General features: G+C 36.5%; 14 protein-coding genes. 11 read left to right on the top strand and 3 right to left on the bottom strand.

The genetic code is table 11. From position 1 onward, the window contains the following. Positions 1-2: 2 nt before the first annotated feature. Genes ORI89_RS07780 through ORI89_RS07760 form a run of 5 tightly spaced genes read left to right on the top strand, consistent with a single transcriptional unit; the run spans position 3 to position 8809 of the window. Complete coding sequence (locus ORI89_RS07780) at positions 3-1190, top strand: FecR family protein (protein WP_268229896.1); 1188 nt, start codon at positions 3-5, stop codon at positions 1188-1190. A 56-nt stretch (positions 1191-1246) separates the two neighbouring features. After that, a complete protein-coding gene (locus ORI89_RS07775) occupies positions 1247-4654 on the top strand; it encodes a SusC/RagA family TonB-linked outer membrane protein (RefSeq protein WP_268229895.1) in 3408 nt (1135 codons plus the stop codon). 2 nt (positions 4655-4656) lie between these two features. Beyond that, positions 4657-6330: a RagB/SusD family nutrient uptake outer membrane protein gene (locus ORI89_RS07770; RefSeq protein WP_268229894.1), complete on the top strand. Its 1674-nt coding sequence runs from the start codon at positions 4657-4659 to the stop codon at positions 6328-6330. A gap of 2 nt (positions 6331-6332) precedes the next feature. Further along, positions 6333-7838: a Gfo/Idh/MocA family protein gene (locus ORI89_RS07765; RefSeq protein ID WP_268229893.1), complete on the top strand. Its 1506-nt coding sequence runs from the start codon at positions 6333-6335 to the stop codon at positions 7836-7838. Between the two features lie 2 nt (positions 7839-7840). Then, positions 7841-8809 (top strand): Gfo/Idh/MocA family protein, encoded by a 969-nt coding sequence (locus tag ORI89_RS07760; protein WP_268229892.1) that lies wholly within the window; start codon positions 7841-7843, stop codon positions 8807-8809. A gap of 466 nt (positions 8810-9275) precedes the next feature. Here the strand turns inward: ORI89_RS07760 and ORI89_RS07755 are convergent, their stop codons facing one another. Beyond that, positions 9276-10043, bottom strand: a complete 768-nt coding sequence (locus ORI89_RS07755) for a hypothetical protein (RefSeq protein ID WP_268229891.1) — start codon at positions 10041-10043, stop codon at positions 9276-9278. A gap of 420 nt (positions 10044-10463) precedes the next feature. Between ORI89_RS07755 and ORI89_RS07750 the strand changes: the two genes are divergently transcribed. The 3 genes from ORI89_RS07750 (at position 10464) to ORI89_RS07740 (ending at position 13083) form a co-directional block, all read left to right on the top strand. Beyond that, a complete protein-coding gene (locus ORI89_RS07750) occupies positions 10464-10622 on the top strand; it encodes a hypothetical protein (RefSeq protein WP_268229890.1) in 159 nt (52 codons plus the stop codon). A gap of 94 nt (positions 10623-10716) precedes the next feature. Beyond that, complete coding sequence (locus tag ORI89_RS07745) at positions 10717-12405, top strand: tetratricopeptide repeat-containing sensor histidine kinase (protein ID WP_268229889.1); 1689 nt, start codon at positions 10717-10719, stop codon at positions 12403-12405. 12 nt (positions 12406-12417) lie between these two features. After that, complete coding sequence (locus tag ORI89_RS07740) at positions 12418-13083, top strand: response regulator (RefSeq protein ID WP_268229888.1); 666 nt, start codon at positions 12418-12420, stop codon at positions 13081-13083. A 157-nt stretch (positions 13084-13240) separates the two neighbouring features. On the opposite strand, the gene ORI89_RS07735 is transcribed toward ORI89_RS07740, so the two are convergent. Beyond that, complete coding sequence (locus tag ORI89_RS07735) at positions 13241-13744, bottom strand: hypothetical protein (protein WP_268229887.1); 504 nt, start codon at positions 13742-13744, stop codon at positions 13241-13243. A 282-nt stretch (positions 13745-14026) separates the two neighbouring features. Between ORI89_RS07735 and ORI89_RS07730 the strand changes: the two genes are divergently transcribed. Then, on the top strand, positions 14027-16261 hold the full coding sequence (locus ORI89_RS07730) for a S9 family peptidase (protein ID WP_268229886.1): 2235 nt from the start codon (positions 14027-14029) through the stop codon (positions 16259-16261). A gap of 98 nt (positions 16262-16359) precedes the next feature. On the opposite strand, the gene ORI89_RS07725 is transcribed toward ORI89_RS07730, so the two are convergent. Next, a complete protein-coding gene (locus ORI89_RS07725) occupies positions 16360-18534 on the bottom strand; it encodes a S46 family peptidase (RefSeq protein WP_268229885.1) in 2175 nt (724 codons plus the stop codon). Positions 18535-18784: 250 nt separating this feature from the next. Here ORI89_RS07725 and ORI89_RS07720 point away from each other — a divergent pair, with 250 nt between their 5' ends. Together ORI89_RS07720 and ORI89_RS07715 are read left to right on the top strand one after the other, a co-directional pair. After that, positions 18785-19726, top strand: a complete 942-nt coding sequence (locus tag ORI89_RS07720; RefSeq protein WP_268229884.1) for a hydrogen peroxide-inducible genes activator — start codon at positions 18785-18787, stop codon at positions 19724-19726. A gap of 70 nt (positions 19727-19796) precedes the next feature. Further along, positions 19797-21539, top strand: a complete 1743-nt coding sequence (locus tag ORI89_RS07715) for a chloride channel protein (RefSeq protein ID WP_268229883.1) — start codon at positions 19797-19799, stop codon at positions 21537-21539. Positions 21540-21553 lie beyond the last annotated feature (14 nt).

Genomic DNA, 21553 nt, shown 5'->3' with positions numbered 1-21553 from the left:
GAATGTATAGTAAAAATAGAATTTATTATCTTTTTCAACAATATTTAGCGAAATCTATTTCTCAGACAGAATACGAAGAGTTATCTAACTGGATTGTTGAGTCTGATTATGAAAGTATTGACGATTTGTTAGAAGTGTTTACTGCAAATGAAGAAAGATGGGATTTTGAACATGTAAGCTTTGACGAAGACGCGGTATTATCACAGATTAAAGAACGTATTAGAGGCCAAGGGAAGAAGGTCGTGCATATTCGAAAGTGGTATTATGCTATGGTGGCCAGTGCTATAATATTATTATTTCTTTTGTTTAAACCAGAGGGTTTTAAAGATACAATTAGCCTAGATACGGTTTTAAATGAACCGATAAGTCAAAATTTTGATACAAGTGATATAGCCATTTTAGAGAGTAAAGGAGGGTATCTGAGTTTTGCAGATGGAGAAACTATTGCAATTAAAGAACATGGGAATGGTTTTCTCGAGCGCGATAGTATTCGGTATCAATTTTTAGGAGATGGAGGTGTTCGGTTGGAGTCGTTAGCATCATTCGCCTCTATTGGTTCTCAACATAAGTTTTGGACCAATAAGGGAGATAAAGCTTATGTTGTGTTAGAAGATGGCACTTCTGTTTGGCTAAGTAGTTCTTCGTCTTTGATTTTTCCCTCTCGATTTGATGCAGATAGACGAGTTGTGGAGGTTGTTGGTGAAGCTTTTTTCGACGTTAACCATAATCCCGATCAGCCATTCATTGTAAAGACCAAACATAATGAAGTAGAGGTTTTAGGGACAACATTTAATTTAAGATCATATCCCGAATTTGATTTTTCAGAGACAACGTTATTTTCAGGCAGTGTACGCTTAAAAACTAATATTAATGACCTTAAAATAGTGCCAGGTGAACAGGCAATTGGAAATGCTGATGGAGATTTGACCGTTGCAACGGTTAATCTTCAGGATGTTATTTCTTGGCGTTCTGATGTGTATCGATTTTCCGATCTAACTATTATGGAAATTCTAAATGAATTAAGCCGATGGTATGCCGTAGATGGTATTGATAATAGGAGTTTAAATAAAGATCGGTATACCGGTGTGCTGTCGAGGGCTAAAAAACTATCAGATATATTAAAACAGCTTGAAATTATATCCAATAATAACTTTAGTATTAAAGAAGGGAGGGTAATTATTATGGACTAAGCTTACTTTTTTAATAAACCATTTGTAAATAACATGACTAAATATAAACTAATACTATGTATAAAAAAAGAATCAGTATCGCATTGATGTTGATACTAACCTTAGGCTTTATGCATGCGTATGCCTTAGGCTATGGCCAAAAGATATCTTTAAGGCTTAAAAATGCAAACCTAAAAGAGTTAATGACTCACATTCAGAAACAAACTGGTTACGACTACTTAGTTAATCAGAAATTATTAAACAGTATTGATGCGATTAACATCGAAGTTGATAATAAGGATATGCAATTTGTATTAACAAAATGTTTTGATCCTTTAGGACTTACTTTTGAGATTCGGGATAAGACAATTTTTATAAAAGATAAAAAGCCATCTTCTACTATTCATAATGGAGAAAAGCAACATCAAGAGCAGCTGCAGCAGCAAAATGTTAAGGGTACGGTTATAAATTCGCAAGGAGAACCCTTATCGGGAGTTACAATTGTTTTGGAGGGGTCTTCCATAGCAACTTCTACGGATGAAAATGGCTTTTTTACTCTTGCTAATGTGTCGATAAATCAAATTTTGAATTTTTCTATTATAGGTTATTTGCCGCTTCAGTACAAGGTGGAAACGTATGATGCTCATACTATAGTTTTAGATGAATCTGTTAAAGGTTTAGATGAGGTGGTAGTTGTTGGGTATGGCACACAGCGTAAGCGTGATTTAACCGGTTCAGTTGAGCAAATTAGTGGAAAGGCATTAAAAAGTATGCCAGTGCGCAATGCTACGGAAGCTTTGCAGGGGCAAGCTGCTGGTGTGCAGATTACTTCGACGGGAGGTAGCCCAGGTACACCGCCAGCAGTACGTATCAGAGGGATCGGAACTGTTAATGATAATAATCCATTGTATGTGGTTGATGGTTTGCCGCAAAGTGATATTGGCTGGCTTAATCCTAATGATATTCTTTCCATGGAGGTTTTAAAAGATGCATCTGCTACAGCTATCTATGGTTCAAGAGCTGCTAATGGTGTTATTATGGTTACGACTCAAAAAGGGCCACAGTCGGGGGATGAACTGAGTAATCTAATTAGTTTTGATACTTATGTAGGTTTGCAAAACCCTGTTAAAACTTATGATATGATGAATGCATCCGAGTTTATGGATTATAAAAATTTAGCAAATACTAATGCTGGATTACCTGCTTTTTTTACGGAGGCGAATAAGCAAGAAGTTCTCAAGTTTTTACAGTCGAATACCGGTTCTATCGAAGGTACAAACTGGTGGAAGGAAATCAATCAAAAAGATGCTGTTATTCAGAATTATGATATCGCGATATCCGGTGGCATGCGTAATCTTTCGTACCGTACGAGCTTAAGTTATCTTGACCAAGAGGGTATTATCCAAGGATCTGATTATGATCGTATCTCGTTTCGCACAAATATTGAACATAATTTGCGTTCGTGGTTAAAGTTTTCTGCTAATATTGGGGTTGTGTCAGAAGGTCGTGGTAATGTCTTGGAAGGCAGCCCAGGTTTCAATACTGCTTTTATCGCTTTTGCTGCAGATCCTATTTCACCTGTTTTTCGTAATAATTTGGTGGACATACCTGATTTTTTAAGAGATGGTCTTTTCTTAGATAGGGTAGATGTTAATAATCCATGGTCTTTTTATAGTCCTATTTTGATGACAAATAAAGAGAATCCTGTTGCTCAGACTGAGATTTATAAAAATAACCGTTGGAAGGGAAAAGCTATTAAAGGAGGGGGAAGTGTTGATGTTAAGTTCACCGATTGGTTACGTTTTCGAAGTAATATAGGTGTTGATTTAGCGACAGGTATTTCCAATTCGTTTATGCCAAAATATTATTTGAATGGAAATCAATTTAATTCTGATGCAACTGTCGGTGTATCTAATTCTAAGACCGACTATTATGTATGGGAAAATGTGTTGAATTTTGATAAAAAATGGTATGATCATTATGTAACAGCTTTGGTGGGTACATCGGCAGAAGAATGGAAGAGTGAAGCATCAGGAGCTTCTAAACAAGGACTTGTTTCGAATTCACCCAGCCAATGGATCATTGATGCAGCTACAATTAATCCGCAAGCTTCGGGATCCAAATGGGAAAGTGCGTTGAATTCTTATTTTTCCCGAGTTTTTTATTCCTATAAGGATAGATATATGATTACTGCTAATTTCCGTTATGATGGTTCCTCTAATTTTGGTAAAGATAAGAAGTGGGGGGCTTTTCCTTCTATTTCGGCGGGCTGGAACTTCAGTGAAGAAGATTTTATGGAGAGCTTTAATTGGCTTTCTAGTGGTAAGTTGAGAATGAGCTGGGGTAGTATAGGCAACCAGAATATAGGTCGTGGAGCTTATTTAACAACTTATTCAGGTAATCAAGGTTATTATTATTTCGGTCAATATGTTCCTCAATTGGGAGGAGGTAGTAATAGTATAGGTAACTCAATGATTAAGTGGGAGCGGACTGAGCAGATGGATGTGGGATTAGATTTATCTTTTTTTGAAAGGAAGCTTGACTTTACCCTTGATTATTATAGGAAGACTACAGATGGTATGTTATTGAATGTGCCTTTGCCGACTTATTTAGGATACAATAATAGTCCTTGGAGTAATGCTGGGAAGGTAGAAAACCAGGGATTTGAATTTGCCTTAAGATATAGCGATAAAATAGGTGATTTTGGTTACTCTATTGCCGCTAATGCGGCTACACTCAAGAATAAAGTTCTCTCTTTGGGCGGGGGCGAGCCCATACCTGGTGGGGGGTGGATCAGTTATACAACGACTTTAACCGAAGAGGGCATGCCGATAGGTTATTATTACGGTTTTAAGACCAATGGTGTTTTTCAGAGTCAAAGTGAAGTAGATACCTACATACAATCTGGAGCCGTTCCTGGGGACTTACGTTTTGTTGATGTTAATAAAGATGGTGTTATTAATAGTAATGACCGCACAAATATTGGCGATCCTTTTCCTGATCTGACTTATGGTTTAAACATAGGTGCTACATATAAAAATTTTGATTTGAGAATTTTGGGGCAGGGTACTATTGGTAATGATATTATGAATATCGCTAAAATTGATATGAAGTCTGGGGTTGGTTGGTATAATGCACCTAAAGAGTTAATGTCAGAGGCTTGGTCACCTACTAACCCTAGTAATAGTCAGTTTAAAATTAGTTCATCTAATGAAGGGAATTTACAGATTTCAGACTGGCTGGTAGAGGATGGTTCGTACTTACGCATTAAGTCGATACAATTGGGGTATACTCTTCCTAATAGTTTATTGCGTGAGGTTCAGAATTTACGCTTTTGGATCAGCGGCTACAACCTTTTTACATTTACGAAATATAAAGGTCTTGACCCTGAAATAGGGAGTAGTTCGCCCCTTAGTATGGGAGTAGATCAAGGTTATTACCCTGTAGCAAAATCATGGATGTTTGGTGTTAATTTAAGTTTTTAATCATGAGGTTCAGTAAATTAATTATCGTTTTTGCAGGTGTGGTATTAGGGGTACTCTCCTGTAAAGAGGATTATCTAAATAGAGATCCCTATGGGATATTAAATGAGGAAGAGTTTTTTAAAACGGATGGTGCAGGTTTAAAGATGCTAACATCTTGTTATCAACCGATGGCTGACGGCTGGGGTTATACTGTAAATAAGGTCGCTATTATGGACGAAAGTGTAGATAATGCAGATGCAGGAGGCTCCGATCCTGGTGATAGACCGCAAACTACTGAAGTTGGGAGGGGACGTCCGCTTAGTTCCAATGCACTTATTAATGAAACTTGGTCTAATCGTTATAGGGGTATAGGTAAATGTAATCAGGCTTTAGCGGGGTATGAGAAAGAAGGTGCTAATTTAGTAGAGAATGGTGTTAAGGTATCATCCGAAACTTTAGCGCGCTATATTGCTGAGGTTAAGTTTTTACGTGCTTGGTATTATTTGGATTTAGTGACTGTATTTAAGGAAGTGCCTTTAATTACGAATGTTGAAGATCCTTCTGTCCGTAAAGCGAAAGCTACAATTGAAGAGCTACGAATACAGATTTATGCTGATTTGGATGCTGCTATCTCTTCGCCACATTTGCCTAGGTTGTCAAGCATGTCGACTGCGTCTGAGGCTGGGCGAGCGTCTAAAGATGCTGCTTTGACTATAAAAGCTCGTGCTGCCTTATTTTTTGCAGGATTAATGGAGCAGATGCAGATGAAAGGCGATTCAAAAGTTGATTATGAATTAGCAAGAGTAGCAACAGAGGATATTATTATGAATAGTAACTTGAGTCTTTTGCCTGATTTTAATGACTTGTTTCGAGGTGATTATAAAGTGGGGCCTTTTTCTAAAGAGTCTATTTTTGGTGTTCTTCGTAATTATGACCCTGCATTTGGAATGGGAGGGGACGCTTTTGCAATTATGAATGTTGGACGTAATAATGTTGGTGGATGGGGGGGCAATACCCCAACCCGTGATTTAGCTGCTAGTTTTGATAAGGCTGATCCTCGCAAAATGTTGACAATAATCAGTCATGAGGATATCTTTCTTGCGTCTAATGGTACTAATGAGGTGCATAATTATAAAGGTTATTTTAATGATTTTAATTTGCAACATAGTCGGAAAGCTTTTGTACCTCAACAATATCGTCAGAATAATGATTTGCAGCGGAGTAATTGGCAACCTTACTGGATAAGATACGCTGAGGTTTTATTAATTAATGCCGAAGCCACTGTTAAAACAGGAGGAAATATTAGTATAGCTTTAGATCGACTTAACCAAGTACGTAGGCGCGCTTTTGTGACTACTAAAAAGAAAGATGAACCTGCTGTTTTTCGGAAGTTTGCGAGTGATCTATCCGAGGTTAGTGAAAACGAGTTTATTAATAAATATGCAGTAAAAGCTGTTGATGACGTTTTATTAGCTATAAAAAAGGAACGTCGATATGAGTTGGCGTTAGAAGGTTTTAGGTTGTATGATTTAGTACGTTGGGGAATATACGTCAGTACAATGAAAGCTTTCTATTCAACTTACGGTTTTGCTGATAAAGGTCGTGACGTTAGTGATAAAAGCTGGCCCTTTCCTATCCCTCAGGTGGAGATCGACCGCTCTAATGGCATATTAATACAACATGATAATTATTTATAGAAATGAAGAATTCAAGAAGAGATTTTATAAAAAACACGGCTCTGATTACTGGTTTTTCGATTGTGTCGAATACAGTTTTAGGCAAGAAGTTTGGCCATGTTGCGCCAAGTGACAAATTAAATATTGCCGGTATTGGTGTAGGTGGGATGGGTAGAAGAAATTTGGCTAATATGAATACTGAAAATATTGTAGCGCTTTGTGACGTTGATTGGCGTTATGCTCAAAAAACATTTAATGATTATCCTCGGGCTGAGAAGTTTAAAGATTGGCGCGTTATGTTTGATGAGATGAAAGATAGTATTGATGCGGTTATGGTTGCAACGCCTGATCATACGCATGCAGGTGTTACGGCTCATGCTATTACTTTAGGAAAGCACTGTTATACCCAGAAGCCATTGTCACATTCTGTTTATGAATCGCGTTTATTGACAGAGCTTGCTAAAGATTATGGTGTTGCTACACAGATGGGTAATCAAGGAAATTCTTTTGACTGGTGTCGAGAGATTGCAGAATGGATACAATCGGATGCTATCGGGGAGGTATATGAAGTACATTGTTGGACCGACCGACCTATTTGGCCGCAAGGTTTAATGAAACCAAAGCAAGGTGTTCCTATTCCTGATACCTTAGACTGGGATCTGTTTTTAGGTCCTGCCGAAAGACGTGATTATAATCCAGTTTATACGCCTTGGAACTGGCGTGGTTGGTGGGATTTTGGTACAGGTGCTTTAGGCGATATGGCTTGCCATATTATGGATCCTGTGTATTGGGCTTTAAATTTAAAATATCCGACTAAGGTCAACGGTAGTTCTACTTTGAGCAATCTCTACTCGCCGCCACATGCAGAGGTGGTAAAATATACATTTCCGGCCCGTCCAAAAGTCAGAAATGTTAATATGCCAGAAGTTACTGTTCATTGGTATGATGGTGGTTTGCTTCCTGACCGTCCGGCAGAGCTAGCTCCAGGTATGATGATGGGTGACGAGAACGGTGGGATCATTTTTGTTGGTAAAAAAGGCAAGATCATGACGGGATGTTATGGAATGAATCCGACTTTATTGCCGGTTGAAAATATGAATCATTTTGAGAAGCCTAAACCATGGATACCTCGTGTACCTGGTGGTAATGGTGACATTTGGAACACTAATGCCCATGAACAGGATTGGATACGTGCGGCAAAGGAGTCGAAAACAAATCGTACAGAAGCTAGCTCTAATTTTAGTTTTTCCGGTCCGTTTAATGAAATGGTTGTGATGGGGGTTTTAGCCGTGCGTTTGCAGGCGTTGCATAGAGATTTACTGTGGGATGGAGAAAAGATGGAATTTACAAATATTACAGCAAATGATGAAATCCAGATTGTATCTGTTGATGAGTTTGAAGTAGTGGATGGTGATCCTCGATTTAATAGGCAGTTTCAGAAGGTAAACGCACAGGGTGTGGCCAAGGAATGGATTAATCATACTTATCATAATGGTTTTACACTACCTGCTATGCCTAAAAGAAAGTAAAAATGAATAGTAGAAGAAAATTTATTACGCAACTCTCTCTTGTTGGGGGAGGGTTGCTCTTACACAATGAAATTACAGCTCAGGGCATCAAAGGTAAGGTCAAGAAAATAGGTGTTATTGGTTTGGATACCTCGCATAGCGAGATGTTTACTAAGGATATTAATGAAGGCAAGTTGTCTGACCGTGGTTATCGTGTAGTCGCAGCTTATCCTCATGGTAGTAAAGATATTCCATCCGCACTACAGATGAAGCCTAATATCATCAAAGCAATGGAAGGTATGGGAGTTAGGATTGTAGATAGTATAACTGTTCTGCTAAAAGAGGTTGATTATGTGCTATTGGAGTCTAATGATGGTCGTGTGCATTTAGAGCAGGCCAAGGAGGTCATTAAAGCGAAAAAGCCTTTGTTTATTGATAAACCTATGGGGCAGGATCTGAAAAATGTAGAGGCTATTTTTAAATTGGCAGCGGATAATAAAGTACCTTTGTTTTCCAGTTCTTCTTTGCGTTATGATGCTCATGTTTTACAAGTAAAGGAAGGATCTGTTGGGAAAGTTTTGGGAGCAGACGTCTATACTTATGCTGAGCTTGAACCTCATCATATTGACTTGGCCTGGTACATGATTCATGGAGTAGAAATGCTTTATACGGTGATGGGAACCGGTTGTGAGAAAGTAATAAGAACGTTTTCTGAAGGGCAAGAGCTTGTTACGGGGTATTGGAAAGATGGTCGTATTGGCTCTGTGCGTGGTATTCGGACAGGTGCCAATAATATTGCGGGCACTGTCTTTGGCGAAACGGGTATAGTACCTATTGGGCCTTTTGATGGTTATGGCCCTTTAGTTAAGGAGATTCTTGACTTTTTCGATACCGGAGTGGTGCCCGTTCAGCCTGAGGAAACTCTAGAGATTTTTAAATTTATGGAAGCTGCCCAACGAAGTCGTTTTTCAGGACGTTATGAATATTTATAAAAGCTGATTTAATTTTAATTGCTTCAGAATATGTTGTTATAGTTAGTACGCTCTAAGTATAACAATGGTATATTAATCGTTTATTTTAGTCGAAAGTGAAAACTTTCGACTTTTTTATGGCATTTGTTAGCGCGGATGAATTAGGACTTCCATGTTATATTATTTTAATAATCTTCTCTAGTATTTATGTCAAAGAAACACATTATAATAGTTTTGTTTTTTACAGCTCGTTTGATTGTATTTTGAAAAGACACATCCGAAATAAGGTTTCTACTTAAGCTACAACTAAGCCTTGTAAATTGTCTTTTTTTAAGTGTATATATTGGCAATATTAACTTTTTTCTTTGTATGGGCAGACTACGTTCTTTTTATCGGAGGACAAAAAGAACTTGGTTATTTTATCAAGGGTAGTATTCCGGTGAACTGTAAGTTTGGATGTCATAACGTTTTAGTTTATCAAATGGTTCTATATTTCTATTTTGATAGATAATGTGAAATAGAGAGGTTTGAAGTTTGGTGTTTTATTTTCTTCCGTATTTGCTTTCCAATACCATTTTTTTTTCTTTTCGTGCTTGGTTGTGGAGTCTGTTGTTGATGGATAAAGAGTTGTTATTTGGGATTTCTCGGGATCTATTACTAAAGAAGATTTTGTGTTTTCATTGCATTCTATAGCGATGTAGTATTGTTCTATAAAACAACTGCAGTTTTTTATTTTGGGATAAAAAGCTAAACCGATTAATAGATTAATGGTTATAAATCTAAAAACACTAAGCCAATTGAACTTATTTCTTTTAGGTAGTTCAGTTTTTGTAGCTGAAAACTTATTATTTGTAACTACTGGTGGAGAAGTAGAGATATACATAGGCTTCTCTGTGTTTTTCCATTGGGAGGGGTGATAGGGTCTAGGCTTGAAATCAATAAGTACAGACAGAAGCTTTACTAGCTTTTCGTCTGGGTTAGATTTTGTGGCGCCTGAAATAAAATTTCGTAAAGGCCGGAATTTATCAGGGTCTGTTTTTTTTATAAGTCGTTCAAGACATTCATTTTTGTCTAATCGATCAAAAAAAAGATCAAATACCTGTTCATCCTCTCGTGATAATCCTTTTTTATATATTGATATACACCATTTTTTTAAGATACCTGTTGAAGGAATTTCACTGTCAAAATGAAGCTTATTATTTGATTTTAAAAAAATATAGGCTTGTCTTACTGCTTCTTGAAAATTGTCAAACATTAAACAAAAATAAATTACTTCTATGCGGTGGTTTTACGGGAAACCGTAATTTAAAATATGTTATTCGGAATTTTATTTTAAATAATGAGAATAAACATTCTATATATTTTGAATTAAAATGTTTTTTGTTGGAAAAAATGGAAAAATTGGAAACATGTACTTTTTTGTTTTGAATGCGATTTATGTTTGTCTTGACATTTCCGCTATAACTATAAGCAGATGATCGATTAGTTATACGGTTATTTCACAAAAGAGCTGAGTTGTTGTATTTGATTTTTGGTATGGGAAGCAATAATTAAATACAATAACAGGGGTTCAATACTTCCCAAAAAATCAGAAGGCCTTCTGAAAAACAATGCTGGCATAGTGTGCACGGAGCATGCTGAGCTATTTGGTTTTTGACTTTTAATTTTTTTAAGTATGTGGTATTTAATTTTAGCCCTTTTGTTTGGTAGTGCTGATAAGGCTACACAAAATGATAAAAATCCTCCAGTGGTTCAGAGTAGAGGTGCTATAGGTGGTGAAACGAGTACTCCTCCGCCACCTCCGCCGATCCCTCCTATTCCTCCTAAAAAGTAACTAGTACAGCAAGGAAAAGTAGTAAAAGCTACTTTTCTTTGCATTTTCGTATTGATTGACTAAACGAAAATTATTATGTTTAGAAAAAAAATTGGTGCGATTAAATTTACTTTTTTTACTTTTTCTTTTTATTGCATGTAGGGAACAAGAAGAGAAAAAAGCTATTAACTTAGGTAATTCACATTATCATGAGGCTTACGATTTTTTTAGTCGGAAAGTAAATGATAGTGCTTTTTATTCTTTTAGTAAGGCTAAAGATTTGTTTTTTGAAAATAATGATAGTTTGAATATTGCCAACTGTTTGATCAATATGGCTATTATACAAAAAGATGCTGGTGATCTTTTTGGAGCGCAGGAGACTGCTTTAGAAGCTATAGATTATTTGAATGAAAATGAACAAGGACATTACAGCTATTTAAGCAGTAATTATAATAATTTGGGGGTTGCTACGCTAAATCTCAATGATTATGAGAATGCTTTAAAGTTCTTTAAGCTTGCACTGCAATTTTCTACAGATTCTTTGTATAAAAACATTTACCAGAATAATACAGCAATTGTTTATCAAAACCGAAAAGAATACGATAAAGCTATTGATATATACGAGGACATTTATGAACAAGTTAAAGACAATGATTTAGAATATGCTCGTGTTGTTTCAAACTTAGCGAGGGCAAAATGGTTGAAAGATTCTACTTATGTAGCTAGTAATGAGCTTTTGCAAGCTCTTGAAATTCGAAAAGATATGAATGATTTATGGGGGATGAATGCTAGCTATGGGCATTTAATGGACTATTATTCTGAGAACAAGCCCGATTCAGCCTTGTGGTATGCGGATAAAATGTATGAAACTTCGAAAAAGTTAAAAAGCGATGATGATCAAGTTTATGCTTTAAATAAGCTCGTGGAACTAAGTCCGGCAATTGAAAGTAAATATTACTTTGGATTATATAAGACATTATCAGATAGCTTGCAAAATGTGAGAGCCGCTGCCAAGAATCAATTTGCTGTCATTCGTTATGAGGTTGAAAAGAACAAAAGTCATAATATTCAGCTCAAGAGTGAGAATGCAGAAAAGACCTACAGGCTTACATTACAAAAGTTTTGGACTGCAGGTATAGCTATTGTTGGGGTTATGCTTATTGTTTTTGTGTTTATTTTCTATAGGCGTCGTAAGCAACGTTTTGAACTTCAGGCACAAAATCAGATTAAAGCTAACCAACTGAAAATATCTCAAAAGGTTCATGATGTGGTTGCCAACGGCATTTATCGTTTGATGATTGAAATTGAACATAGACCCGATACTATTTTTGAGCGAAATCAAATTTTAGATCAATTGGAAGATATGTACAATAAGTCTAGAGATATCTCGTATGAAGATTTTGTGTCTAAAGTTGAATTACCTTATAACGAGCAAATAGCTTCTTTACTAAGGTCTTTTGCGAATGACTATCGACTTGTACTTATTGCGGGTAATGAGAAAAACCTATGGGATAGGGTTGCTATTGCCTCAAAGGAAGAGCTTTTAAAGGTATTGCAAGAGTTGATGGTGAATATGGTAAAACACAGTAGGGCTACTCATGTTGTTGTGCGTTTTGAGGAAGATCAAAACTATTTGAAGGTGTATTATAGCGATAATGGTGTGGGAATGACAGATAAGGTGGCACATGGAAACGGTCTTATGAATACGGTTTCCCGTATCGAAAACATTGGTGGTAGAATTATTTTTGTGGAGGAGTTAGATAGGAAAGGATTGAAGATAGAAGTGCATGTTCCACTTTTATAAAATAATATTTTTATGTTTAAAAAAGTACTCATTGCCGAAGATCATGAGATAGCGAATATCTCTGTACAGAAGACATTACAAGAACTGGGTGTGCAGACTGCGGAATATGTTTATTACTGTGATGATGCCTTTAAATGGGTTAAAAACTCTATGCGGGATGAAGATCCTTATGATCTGTTGATTACGGATATTGAATTTGAGGATGACGATACAGTGCAAACCATAAAAAATGGTCTAGAACTTGTGAAGGCAGTAAAAACAATACAACCACAAATTAAGGTGGTTATTTTGTCTGCGCGTGGTGGTTCTAAAGAGATCGACGATTTGTTCCAGAACAATATGCTTAATGGGTATGTGCGCAAGGCTCGACGCGATGGTCAATATCTTAAAGAGGCTTTACGGGCAGCTTATAATAATAAGATATATAAATCGCCTGATATCAGAAATACAGTTCAGGAAAGAAATTCACATGAGTTTACTGTGTTTGATTTGCATGTTGTGAAATTACTTTGTGAAGGAATATCTCAAAAGGAGATGCCATTTTACTTGCAGCAAAATGATATAAAACCATCCAGTTTAAGCAGCATTGAAAAACGTCTGAATCTGATGAAGGAGGTTCTGGCTTTTACAAAAAATGAGCAGTTAGTAGCTTATTGTAAAGAGATCGGATTGGTTTAATCTGTTTTTACAAGCGTTTGATATATAATTCCATCCAGGTATTGTCGCGTAATACTCTGCCGAGCGTTTTATTTGATGAAATAATGGATAAGTAGTGTAGTATTATCTGGTACCTAAAATCGAAAGGTCTCTCATTTAAGAAAGACCTTTCTGTTTGTTAGAATTTAAAATTAATACCTAAATTAATAGTACTAAGCGTTCCTCCATTTGAAATACCCTTATAGCCTGCATATAAATCAAACTTTGTGGCTGTATAACCTATTTTGGGCTGGTAGTAAAAACCTCCACCATCTGAATCTTTATTGACAAATACGGCATAACCTAAATCTGCAGCAAAGAAAAATCGAGGGTCGAAACTATATTTACCTGTTGCAGCAATAGGTACAATACCTGCGTCCGGTGCTTTTAAAGAACCTAATCCGCCTCCTATATCCAGATTTTTTCCAAGATAATGACTATATCCTGAAGTTATACCTGCTTGGAGGGTTGGAGCCACATTAAACAAGTAAGAGACGTCGGCACCAAAGTTAAAAGTTACCGCATTAGAAGCGTCCCCAACAGGGATACCTACATGTGCACCTAATTGTAGACCAGTGTTATCCTGTGCTTGGGTTAGACTTGTCATTCCCAATGCGATTAAAAACAATGTGATTTTTTTCATAAACTAGTTTTTGTATTAAAATGTCTGCAAGTATACATTCTATAGTTTAAAAATAAGGTGTGATAGTTAATTTTTAGTTTGTTTTTTATAGTAAATATTTTGTGACGTAAAAAGTTATTTAGTGTGTTTATAATATTTCATTAGGAAGTTCGAGTGTTTCTATTCTTTTTTATACATATATAGTACTGTGATTTTATTGGCTTTTTGGTTGTATTCTACATAATATGCTTATTTTAGAATTTATTAATTTACAATCGGATATAGTTTATAAAAATTAGAGGTATGAAAAGATTAGCATTTATCTTTTTACTTTTTTGTTATTCATTCCTAATGTATGCTCAAGGAAAAGTTGAAGATTATAAACGGGCTGCTGAAATTAAACAATGGAGCGGAAAAGTTTATGAAGTGCCAGAGCAAATTCTATGGTCGGAGGATGGAAGCATATTGTTTTATGGGATAAGGAAGCGTAATGGAGATGTGGATTTTTTTGTTGTGAATGTGGTGACAAAACAAAAAGTAAAAATCGCTTTGAGGGCTATAGAAAGTCAGTTGTCAACTTTCATGAAGGAAGAGGTCTCGATCAATCTTCAAAATTCCAAATGGGAGGTTTTGAATTTCAATGAATTTGAACTTACATATAAAGAGAGCGTATATAGATGGAATAATGAAAACTTAGCGCTTCGCGAATACGAAGTGAAAAATGTAGAGGCCGAGAAAGGTGGACGTTATTGGGGAAGCCGTGCAGATGATAGTAAAGGTGAGGCTGTTTTGTCTCCCAATAATAAATATCGTGCATTTTTAAAGAATAATAATATTTATGTCAATGAAGTGGACAATGCAGCTTCTGAAAAGCAACTTACTTTTGATGGCAGTCCAGGAGAGTATTATGCTGCTTTTATGGAGTGGTCCAATGACTCTAAGAAACTGGCCGTAATGAAAGTTCGTAAAGCAGAAGTAAGGCAGTTGACACTTTTAGAATCTTCACCAAAAGATCAGCTACAGCCCAGGTTAATCCACCGTGATTATGTTAAGCCTGGAGATGCTTTACCACAGTATTATCCTGCTATAATCCATGTTGAAGCTGGTGTCGTACATCCTGTAAATAAAGAGCTCGTTGATAATCAGTTTGCATTAACAAGGATAGCTTGGAATGCAAACCCAGATGCTATTACCTTCGAATTTAATAAACGTGGGCACCAAGTCTATAGTATTATGGAGCTGCATGCTGAGAGCGGGCAGACAAGAGTTATTGTTCAAGAAGAAAGTTCAACATTTATACATTATAGCGGTAAGCGTTTTAGAAAAGATTTGAACGATAATAAAAGTATAGTTTGGGCATCTGAACGTGACGGTTGGAATCATCTGTACTTAATAAATAAAGATAATGGAGAGGTGAAGCAACAGATTACTAAAGGAGATTGGCCTGTAAGAAGTGTATTGCATGTGGATGAAGATGCTAAAATGATTTTATTTACAGCAAGTGGAATGAAGCCTGACGAAGACCCTTACCTGATACGTTATTATCGTATTGGGTTTGATGGTCAGGGATTAAAAGAACTGACTCCTGAACCCGCTAACCATCGGGGCTATTTTAGTAAAGACTATCGTTATTTTGTTGACGTATATTCTACTGTGAATGCGCCTCCTAGGGCTGTTCTTAGAGATGGATTAACTGGACAGGTAAGGATGGAACTGGAGCAAGGAAATATTGAAGAGTTAATTGCTGAAGGTTGGCGAGCGCCTGAAGTGTTTTCAGCAAAGGGGCGTGATGGGGAAACAGATATTTGGGGAATCATTATTCGACCTCGTAATTTTGATGAAAGAAAGGTTTATCCTGTTGTTGAATACATTTATGCAGGACCACATGATTCGTTTGTGCCCAAAAGTTTTTATGCGAACCCTTCAGGTATGTATGAGCTTGCAGAACTAGGGTTTATAGTTGTGCAGATTGATGGAATGGGAACTTCAAATCGCTCGAAAGCATTTCACGATGTAGCTTGGAAAAATTTGAAAGATGCGGGATTTCCGGATCGTATAGCTTGGATAAAAAAAGCTGCAGAGATATATAATTATATGGATGTGAGTAGAGTGGGTATATATGGGACTTCTGCAGGTGGACAGTCGTCGACAGGAGCACTTCTGTTTCACCCCGAATTTTATAAGGTTGCGGTTTCTTCTTGTGGATGCCATGACAATAGAATGGATAAGATATGGTGGAACGAGCAATGGATGGGCTGGCCAATAGGGCCTCAATATGCTGCCTGTTCAAATGTCGAGCATGCAGGCAACTTGGAAGGAAAGTTATTGCTGATTGTGGGGGAACTCGATGATAATGTCGATCCTGCTTCGACTTATCAACTAGTAGATGCATTGATAAAAAATAATAAGGACCATGAGATGATTATGGTGCCGGGGATGGGACATTCATCCGGAGGAGATTTTGGAGAGAAAAAAAGACGAGATTTCTTTGTAAAGCATCTGTTAAAGGTAGAACCGCCAGCATGGGGAACTTATTAAGTAGGTTTTGGTTTATTCACCTGTGAGATAGTAGGGTAACGAATATAAAAGGGATTGCTATTTAATGCAATCCCTTTATCTTAAAAACAGCTTTAGTTTTATTTTTTTATGCCCATTTCTTTTAAAATAAACTGTGCGTCATCAATCTTATCTGCAATCCATAATACGTATCGGATATCGACACCAATAGAACGGCTATAATCTTCATTCCATGCAAAGTCATTTATTGTAGCATCGTAGGACCGGTCGAAATTTACTCCGATAAGTTCACCATGTGCGTTCATTATTGGAGAGCCTGAATTGCCTCCTGTCGTATCCATGTTATACAAGATATTAACAGGGACATCATTTAAGTCTTTTTTCGCATATGCCCCGAAGTTTTTAGCTAACCAAGCATTTTTTATGCTTTCAGGGTAAGAAAACTCTTCGTTGTCAGAATTTCCTTTTTCAAGAATACCTTTTACTGTGGTAAAAGGTTTCATGTAAGTAGCATCAACAGGATTGTATCCTTTGATGTTTCCGAATGTTAGACGAAGAGTGGAGTTTGCGTCAGGAACAAAGTTTTTATCTTGATATAGTTCTTTTACCGCTACGTAATCGCCCATTAATCTGTTTAGTACACCTTCTCTACGCTTTTGCTCTTTATTGAAAAGTTGCATTTCTTCATCAATTTCTTTCTGTGCGATGAGAATTTCGTCATTGTATGATTTTAGTGATTGAAAATCTTTTAAGACTTGTGTATATAGTGTGTTTTGATTACTTAATTTTGATTTTTCGTAGGCTGTCGCTACAAAGTTTTCAGCATTTTGTGGGGTAGCTACTATTTTATTATTGAAATAGTTTAGTTTATTGGCCCCCGTAAAATTTAAGGCATCCTCATACATACGCTGTCCGATATTTATGTCGACTTGAAGGTTATAGCTAGCGTATATTTCATCAAGTTGCCTTTTGACTTGTTCGACATTCATGGCGAAGAATTCTTGTTGTATTTTTTCACCATTTTGCTTTAAAAGAGCGTCTTTGAAACTGTTTATCGTATGTGCAACACGCATTAAAGATACTGAACTATAGAAATTGTTAAACCACAGTTCTTTATTAGCGACTTCAAAAACTTGTTTATAATGTTCATCTATGTCATTCATTAGGGTGCCATATTTTTCTTTAAGATGACTTTTACTGTTTATAAACTGAGTAAGAGCTCTATCTTCATTTTCTTTAGCTTCTACTAGGCTTAAGTTATGAAGTCCTTTTAATTTACCTCTATAATTTTTCATAACATTGGCATTTCGTTTGATGCGTGTTGCTAATGCTAGTTCAGTTGCAACATTGTCTTTACTGGCTATTGACATCTGTTGGTTCTGGAAATCATATAAATCAGATGTGTAGGGTAAAAGGAACCTTTGTTGGTAATCCATATATTGAGCTGGGCGATGTCTAAATGTTCGACCAGGATAGCCTAGGATAAAGACAAAATCATTTTCTTCTACACCTTTAGGGTTAACAGTTAGGTGTTTTTTAGGTGTGTATGGTACGTTTTCTTTTGCATATTTTGCGGAGCTACCATCTGGCGCTACGTAGGCACGTAGAAAGGAGAAGTCTCCCGTGTGACGTGGCCACACCCAATTATCTGTTTCTCCTCCAAACTCGCCAATATCCTGACGTGGTACGTACACTAATCGTACGTCTTCGATTGTTTTATAGCGAAATAGTACATAGCTTTTACCAATAAACATCTCGGAGACTTCGGCTTTTATATTGGGGTTATCCAATTCAGCTTGTCGTGCTATTTCTACTCTTTTTTGATTGATGATATTTATACGCTCAATAGGGTCTGTAATAGAGGTGACCGCCTTTAGTATCTCTTCGGATACATCTTTATAGGATTCTGTTATGCGTATAGTGAGCCCTTGTGCTTCAATTTCCTGTTCTGTAGAGTTGGCGACAAAACCATTTTTTAAATAGTTGAATTCAGGAGAACTAGCTAGTTGTACAGCACTAAAAGCGCAATGATGATTGGTGATTAATAAGCCTGATGAGGAAACAAATGATCCTGAGCAACCTCCAACTCGGACCAAAGCATCCACTAGTCCGATGTGTCCCGGATTATATATATCCTTTTCAGATATTTTTAGTCCTGCTTTTTTTAGCCCTGCTCTATTTAATTCACTAAGTGGAAACATACCTTCATCAGGTATGGCTGCTGAAAAATTAAATACACTAAAGCCAAGTAGAATACTACATAATAAAGCTTTTCTAATTGCTGGTTTTATCATAATCATTCTTTTTACTATACTCAAAGTTAGTAAAACATTTTGCTTTGCTAAGCAAAGCGAAGAAAAACCGTTTATTTTTTTGTATAAATAGAGTGTGACAGACTTTTCTTTGCATATTATTGTTTAAGGTGTTTTTTGGACTTTAGTCCATCGAGTGGGGTAGGTGATATTTCCTTTCATATGACTGGTGGACCATTTAAAATGGTTTCAATGATAATTTTTGTACTTTTGTATAGTTAAAATTTATAAAATGACTCTTGTTCAATTAGAATATGTGATAGCCGTGGATACTTATCGTAGTTTTGTGGCTGCTGCGGAACATTGTTGTGTAACACAACCTACATTAAGTATGCAGATTCAGAAGTTAGAAGAAGCGATAGGGACAAAGATTTTTGATAGAAGCAGGCAGCCTGTAGTGCCGACAGAAATTGGGGAAAAGATAATAAGACAGGCACGGACGATACTTACAGAAAGTAGAAAAATTGGGGAATTGCTGTTAGAAGAAAAAGGAGAGGTGTCCGGCGAGCTTAAAGTAGGAGTAATACCCACTGTGGCACCTTATTTGTTGCCAAACCTTTTGATAGAAATGATGCGTAAATATCCAAAGCTTAGACTTCAGATATGGGAATATACAACAGAGCGTATTCTGAAGGAATTAAAGATGGGGCATTTAGATTGTGGTATATTATCTACACCGCTACAAGAGACAGGTATTAGTGATCAAGTTCTTTATTATGAGACTTTTGTTGCTTATATTTCTGATAAAATACCTCTGTATCAAAAAAGAATGGTTTCGGTAGAAGATATAGCAAATGAGAAATTGTGGCTTTTAAATGAAGGACACTGTATGCGTGGGCAGGTGTTAAATTTATGTCATTTTAAACACAATCAGGCAGCAGAGGGAGGATTTGAATATTATACAGGAAGCTTAGAAACCTTAAGACGTATGGTTGATGTTAATACGGGGGTGACGATTCTTCCAGAAATGTGTGTGTTAGGGTTTGATGAAGACCAATTGAATCATGTGCGTTATTTTCGGTCACCAGAGCCTGTGAGAGAGATAAGTCTTATAACCACACAAAATTTCGTTAAAAAGCAAGCTGTCACGGCGTTTAAAGAAGAGATCCTAAATGTTGTTCCTGAGCGTTTCAAGACGAAGCGCAAGAAAGAGGTTATGGGTTTTGAAGTGTAACAATAGATAATATATAAGAATAGGAATGTTTTCTTTTCGCAAAAAACTGGATCGATTGCATCGCTGGCGTATGCAGAAAATTTCTAATAAAAATTTCATTGTTTTTTTAGCGGTAATTGTCGGGGTAATAGGTGGTATAGCGGCAGCTTTTTTGAAGTTATTAACACATTTTATAGCATCTGCTATTCAAAATGATGTTGATTGGCAATATAAATATTCAATCTATCTTTTTTTTCCTTTGATAGGTATTTTATTAAGTGTTTTATATGTTCGTAAATTTTTAAAAGGAAAAAGATTTGAGCATGGTATTACACCGATTATTTATGCTATCTCTCGAAAGTCAAGTCGTATACCAGTACATAATGTTTATTCGCAGATAATAACAAGTGCTGTGACAGTAGGTTTTGGGGGGTCAAGCGGTTTAGAAGCTCCTATTGCTTATAGTGGATCAGCAATAGGCTCAAATATCGGTCGATTTTTTGGATTGCAATATAAAGAGATTACTTTATTATTGGCGTGCGGTGCGGCGGCCGGTATTGCAGGTGCATTTAATAGTCCGATAGGTGGAGTTGTTTTTGCTGTCGAAATTTTACTAACTGAATTTTCTATCCCGGCATTTATTCCTTTGCTGATTTCTGCAGCTTTAGCATCAATAGTATCGAAAGTATTTTACAGTGAACCTCTTTTTCATACTGCTACGACCGGCTGGGAAATGGAAGCTCTATTTTATTATCTGTTATTGGCTGTTGTCGTTGGAGTCTATACGATTTATTTTGCTAGTGTCAGTCGTGTTGTAAAGGTGTGGTTCAGTAAAATTAATAATCCTTATAATCGGGTTTGGCTTAGTGGCGGCGCATTAGGATTGATGATTTTTATATTTCCAGCCTTATATGGTGAGGGATATTTAACAATACAACAAATATTAGATGGTCGCTTTGACTCTATAGTAAAGAATAGTCTTTTTTCTGATTATAGGCATATGGCGGGAGTTGTTGTTTGTTATACTGTTTTGACATTGTTTGCCAAGTCTTTGGCTGCTTTATTTACTTTAAACGGAGGTGGTAATGGTGGGGTTTTTGGTCCAAGTTTGGTAATGGGGGGGCTTATTGGTTTTGCTTTTGCATATGGAATGAATCAGGTTGGTTTTATTCAGCTTAATGTTCCAAACTTTGTAATGGCAGGAATGGCAGGAGCGCTTGCGGGAATTATGCACGCACCATTGACAGGACTATTTTTAATTGCAGAAATAACAGGTGGTTATACATTAATTGTTCCGTTAATGTTAGTTACCTCTATTTCATATTTAATTAACCGTACGGTTTTGAAACATTCTATATATACGAGAGTGTTAGCTGAAAGTGGTGACTTATTGTCTTATGAGGATAAAGATCGTACTGTTTTAAGCATGATGAAGCTTCGGTATGTCTTGGAGACAAATTTCATTGTTTTACGCCCAAATGAGACTCCTGTTGATAGAAAAAAAGATATTATACAATCTAAACGTAATATTTTTCCTATTGTAGACTCTAAAGGAGAGCTGTTAGGAATAATACATAGTGAGCGTCTATTTTCTATTTTATTAGGGGAGGAGGAAGGTGCTGATAAAACATTTGACCAGTTAGCTCAGAAGCCCAATGATATTATTAATGAAGGCGAGAATATGGAGATTGTAATGGCTAAGATGAATAGAGATGATGTTTGGATCTTACCTGTTGTTGATGATGAGAATAAATATTTGGGATTTGTGTCTAAATCTAGCGTTTTTAACAAATATCGTGCATTGCTTATTCGACAAGGACAATATTTAGAGTAAAAAAGATTGTTATA

Origin of the sequence: Sphingobacterium sp. UT-1RO-CII-1, from assembly GCF_026711005.1 — a bacterium.
In the GTDB taxonomy this organism is placed as follows: domain Bacteria; phylum Bacteroidota; class Bacteroidia; order Sphingobacteriales; family Sphingobacteriaceae; genus Sphingobacterium.
This window is presented reverse-complemented; position numbering and strand designations above follow the sequence as displayed.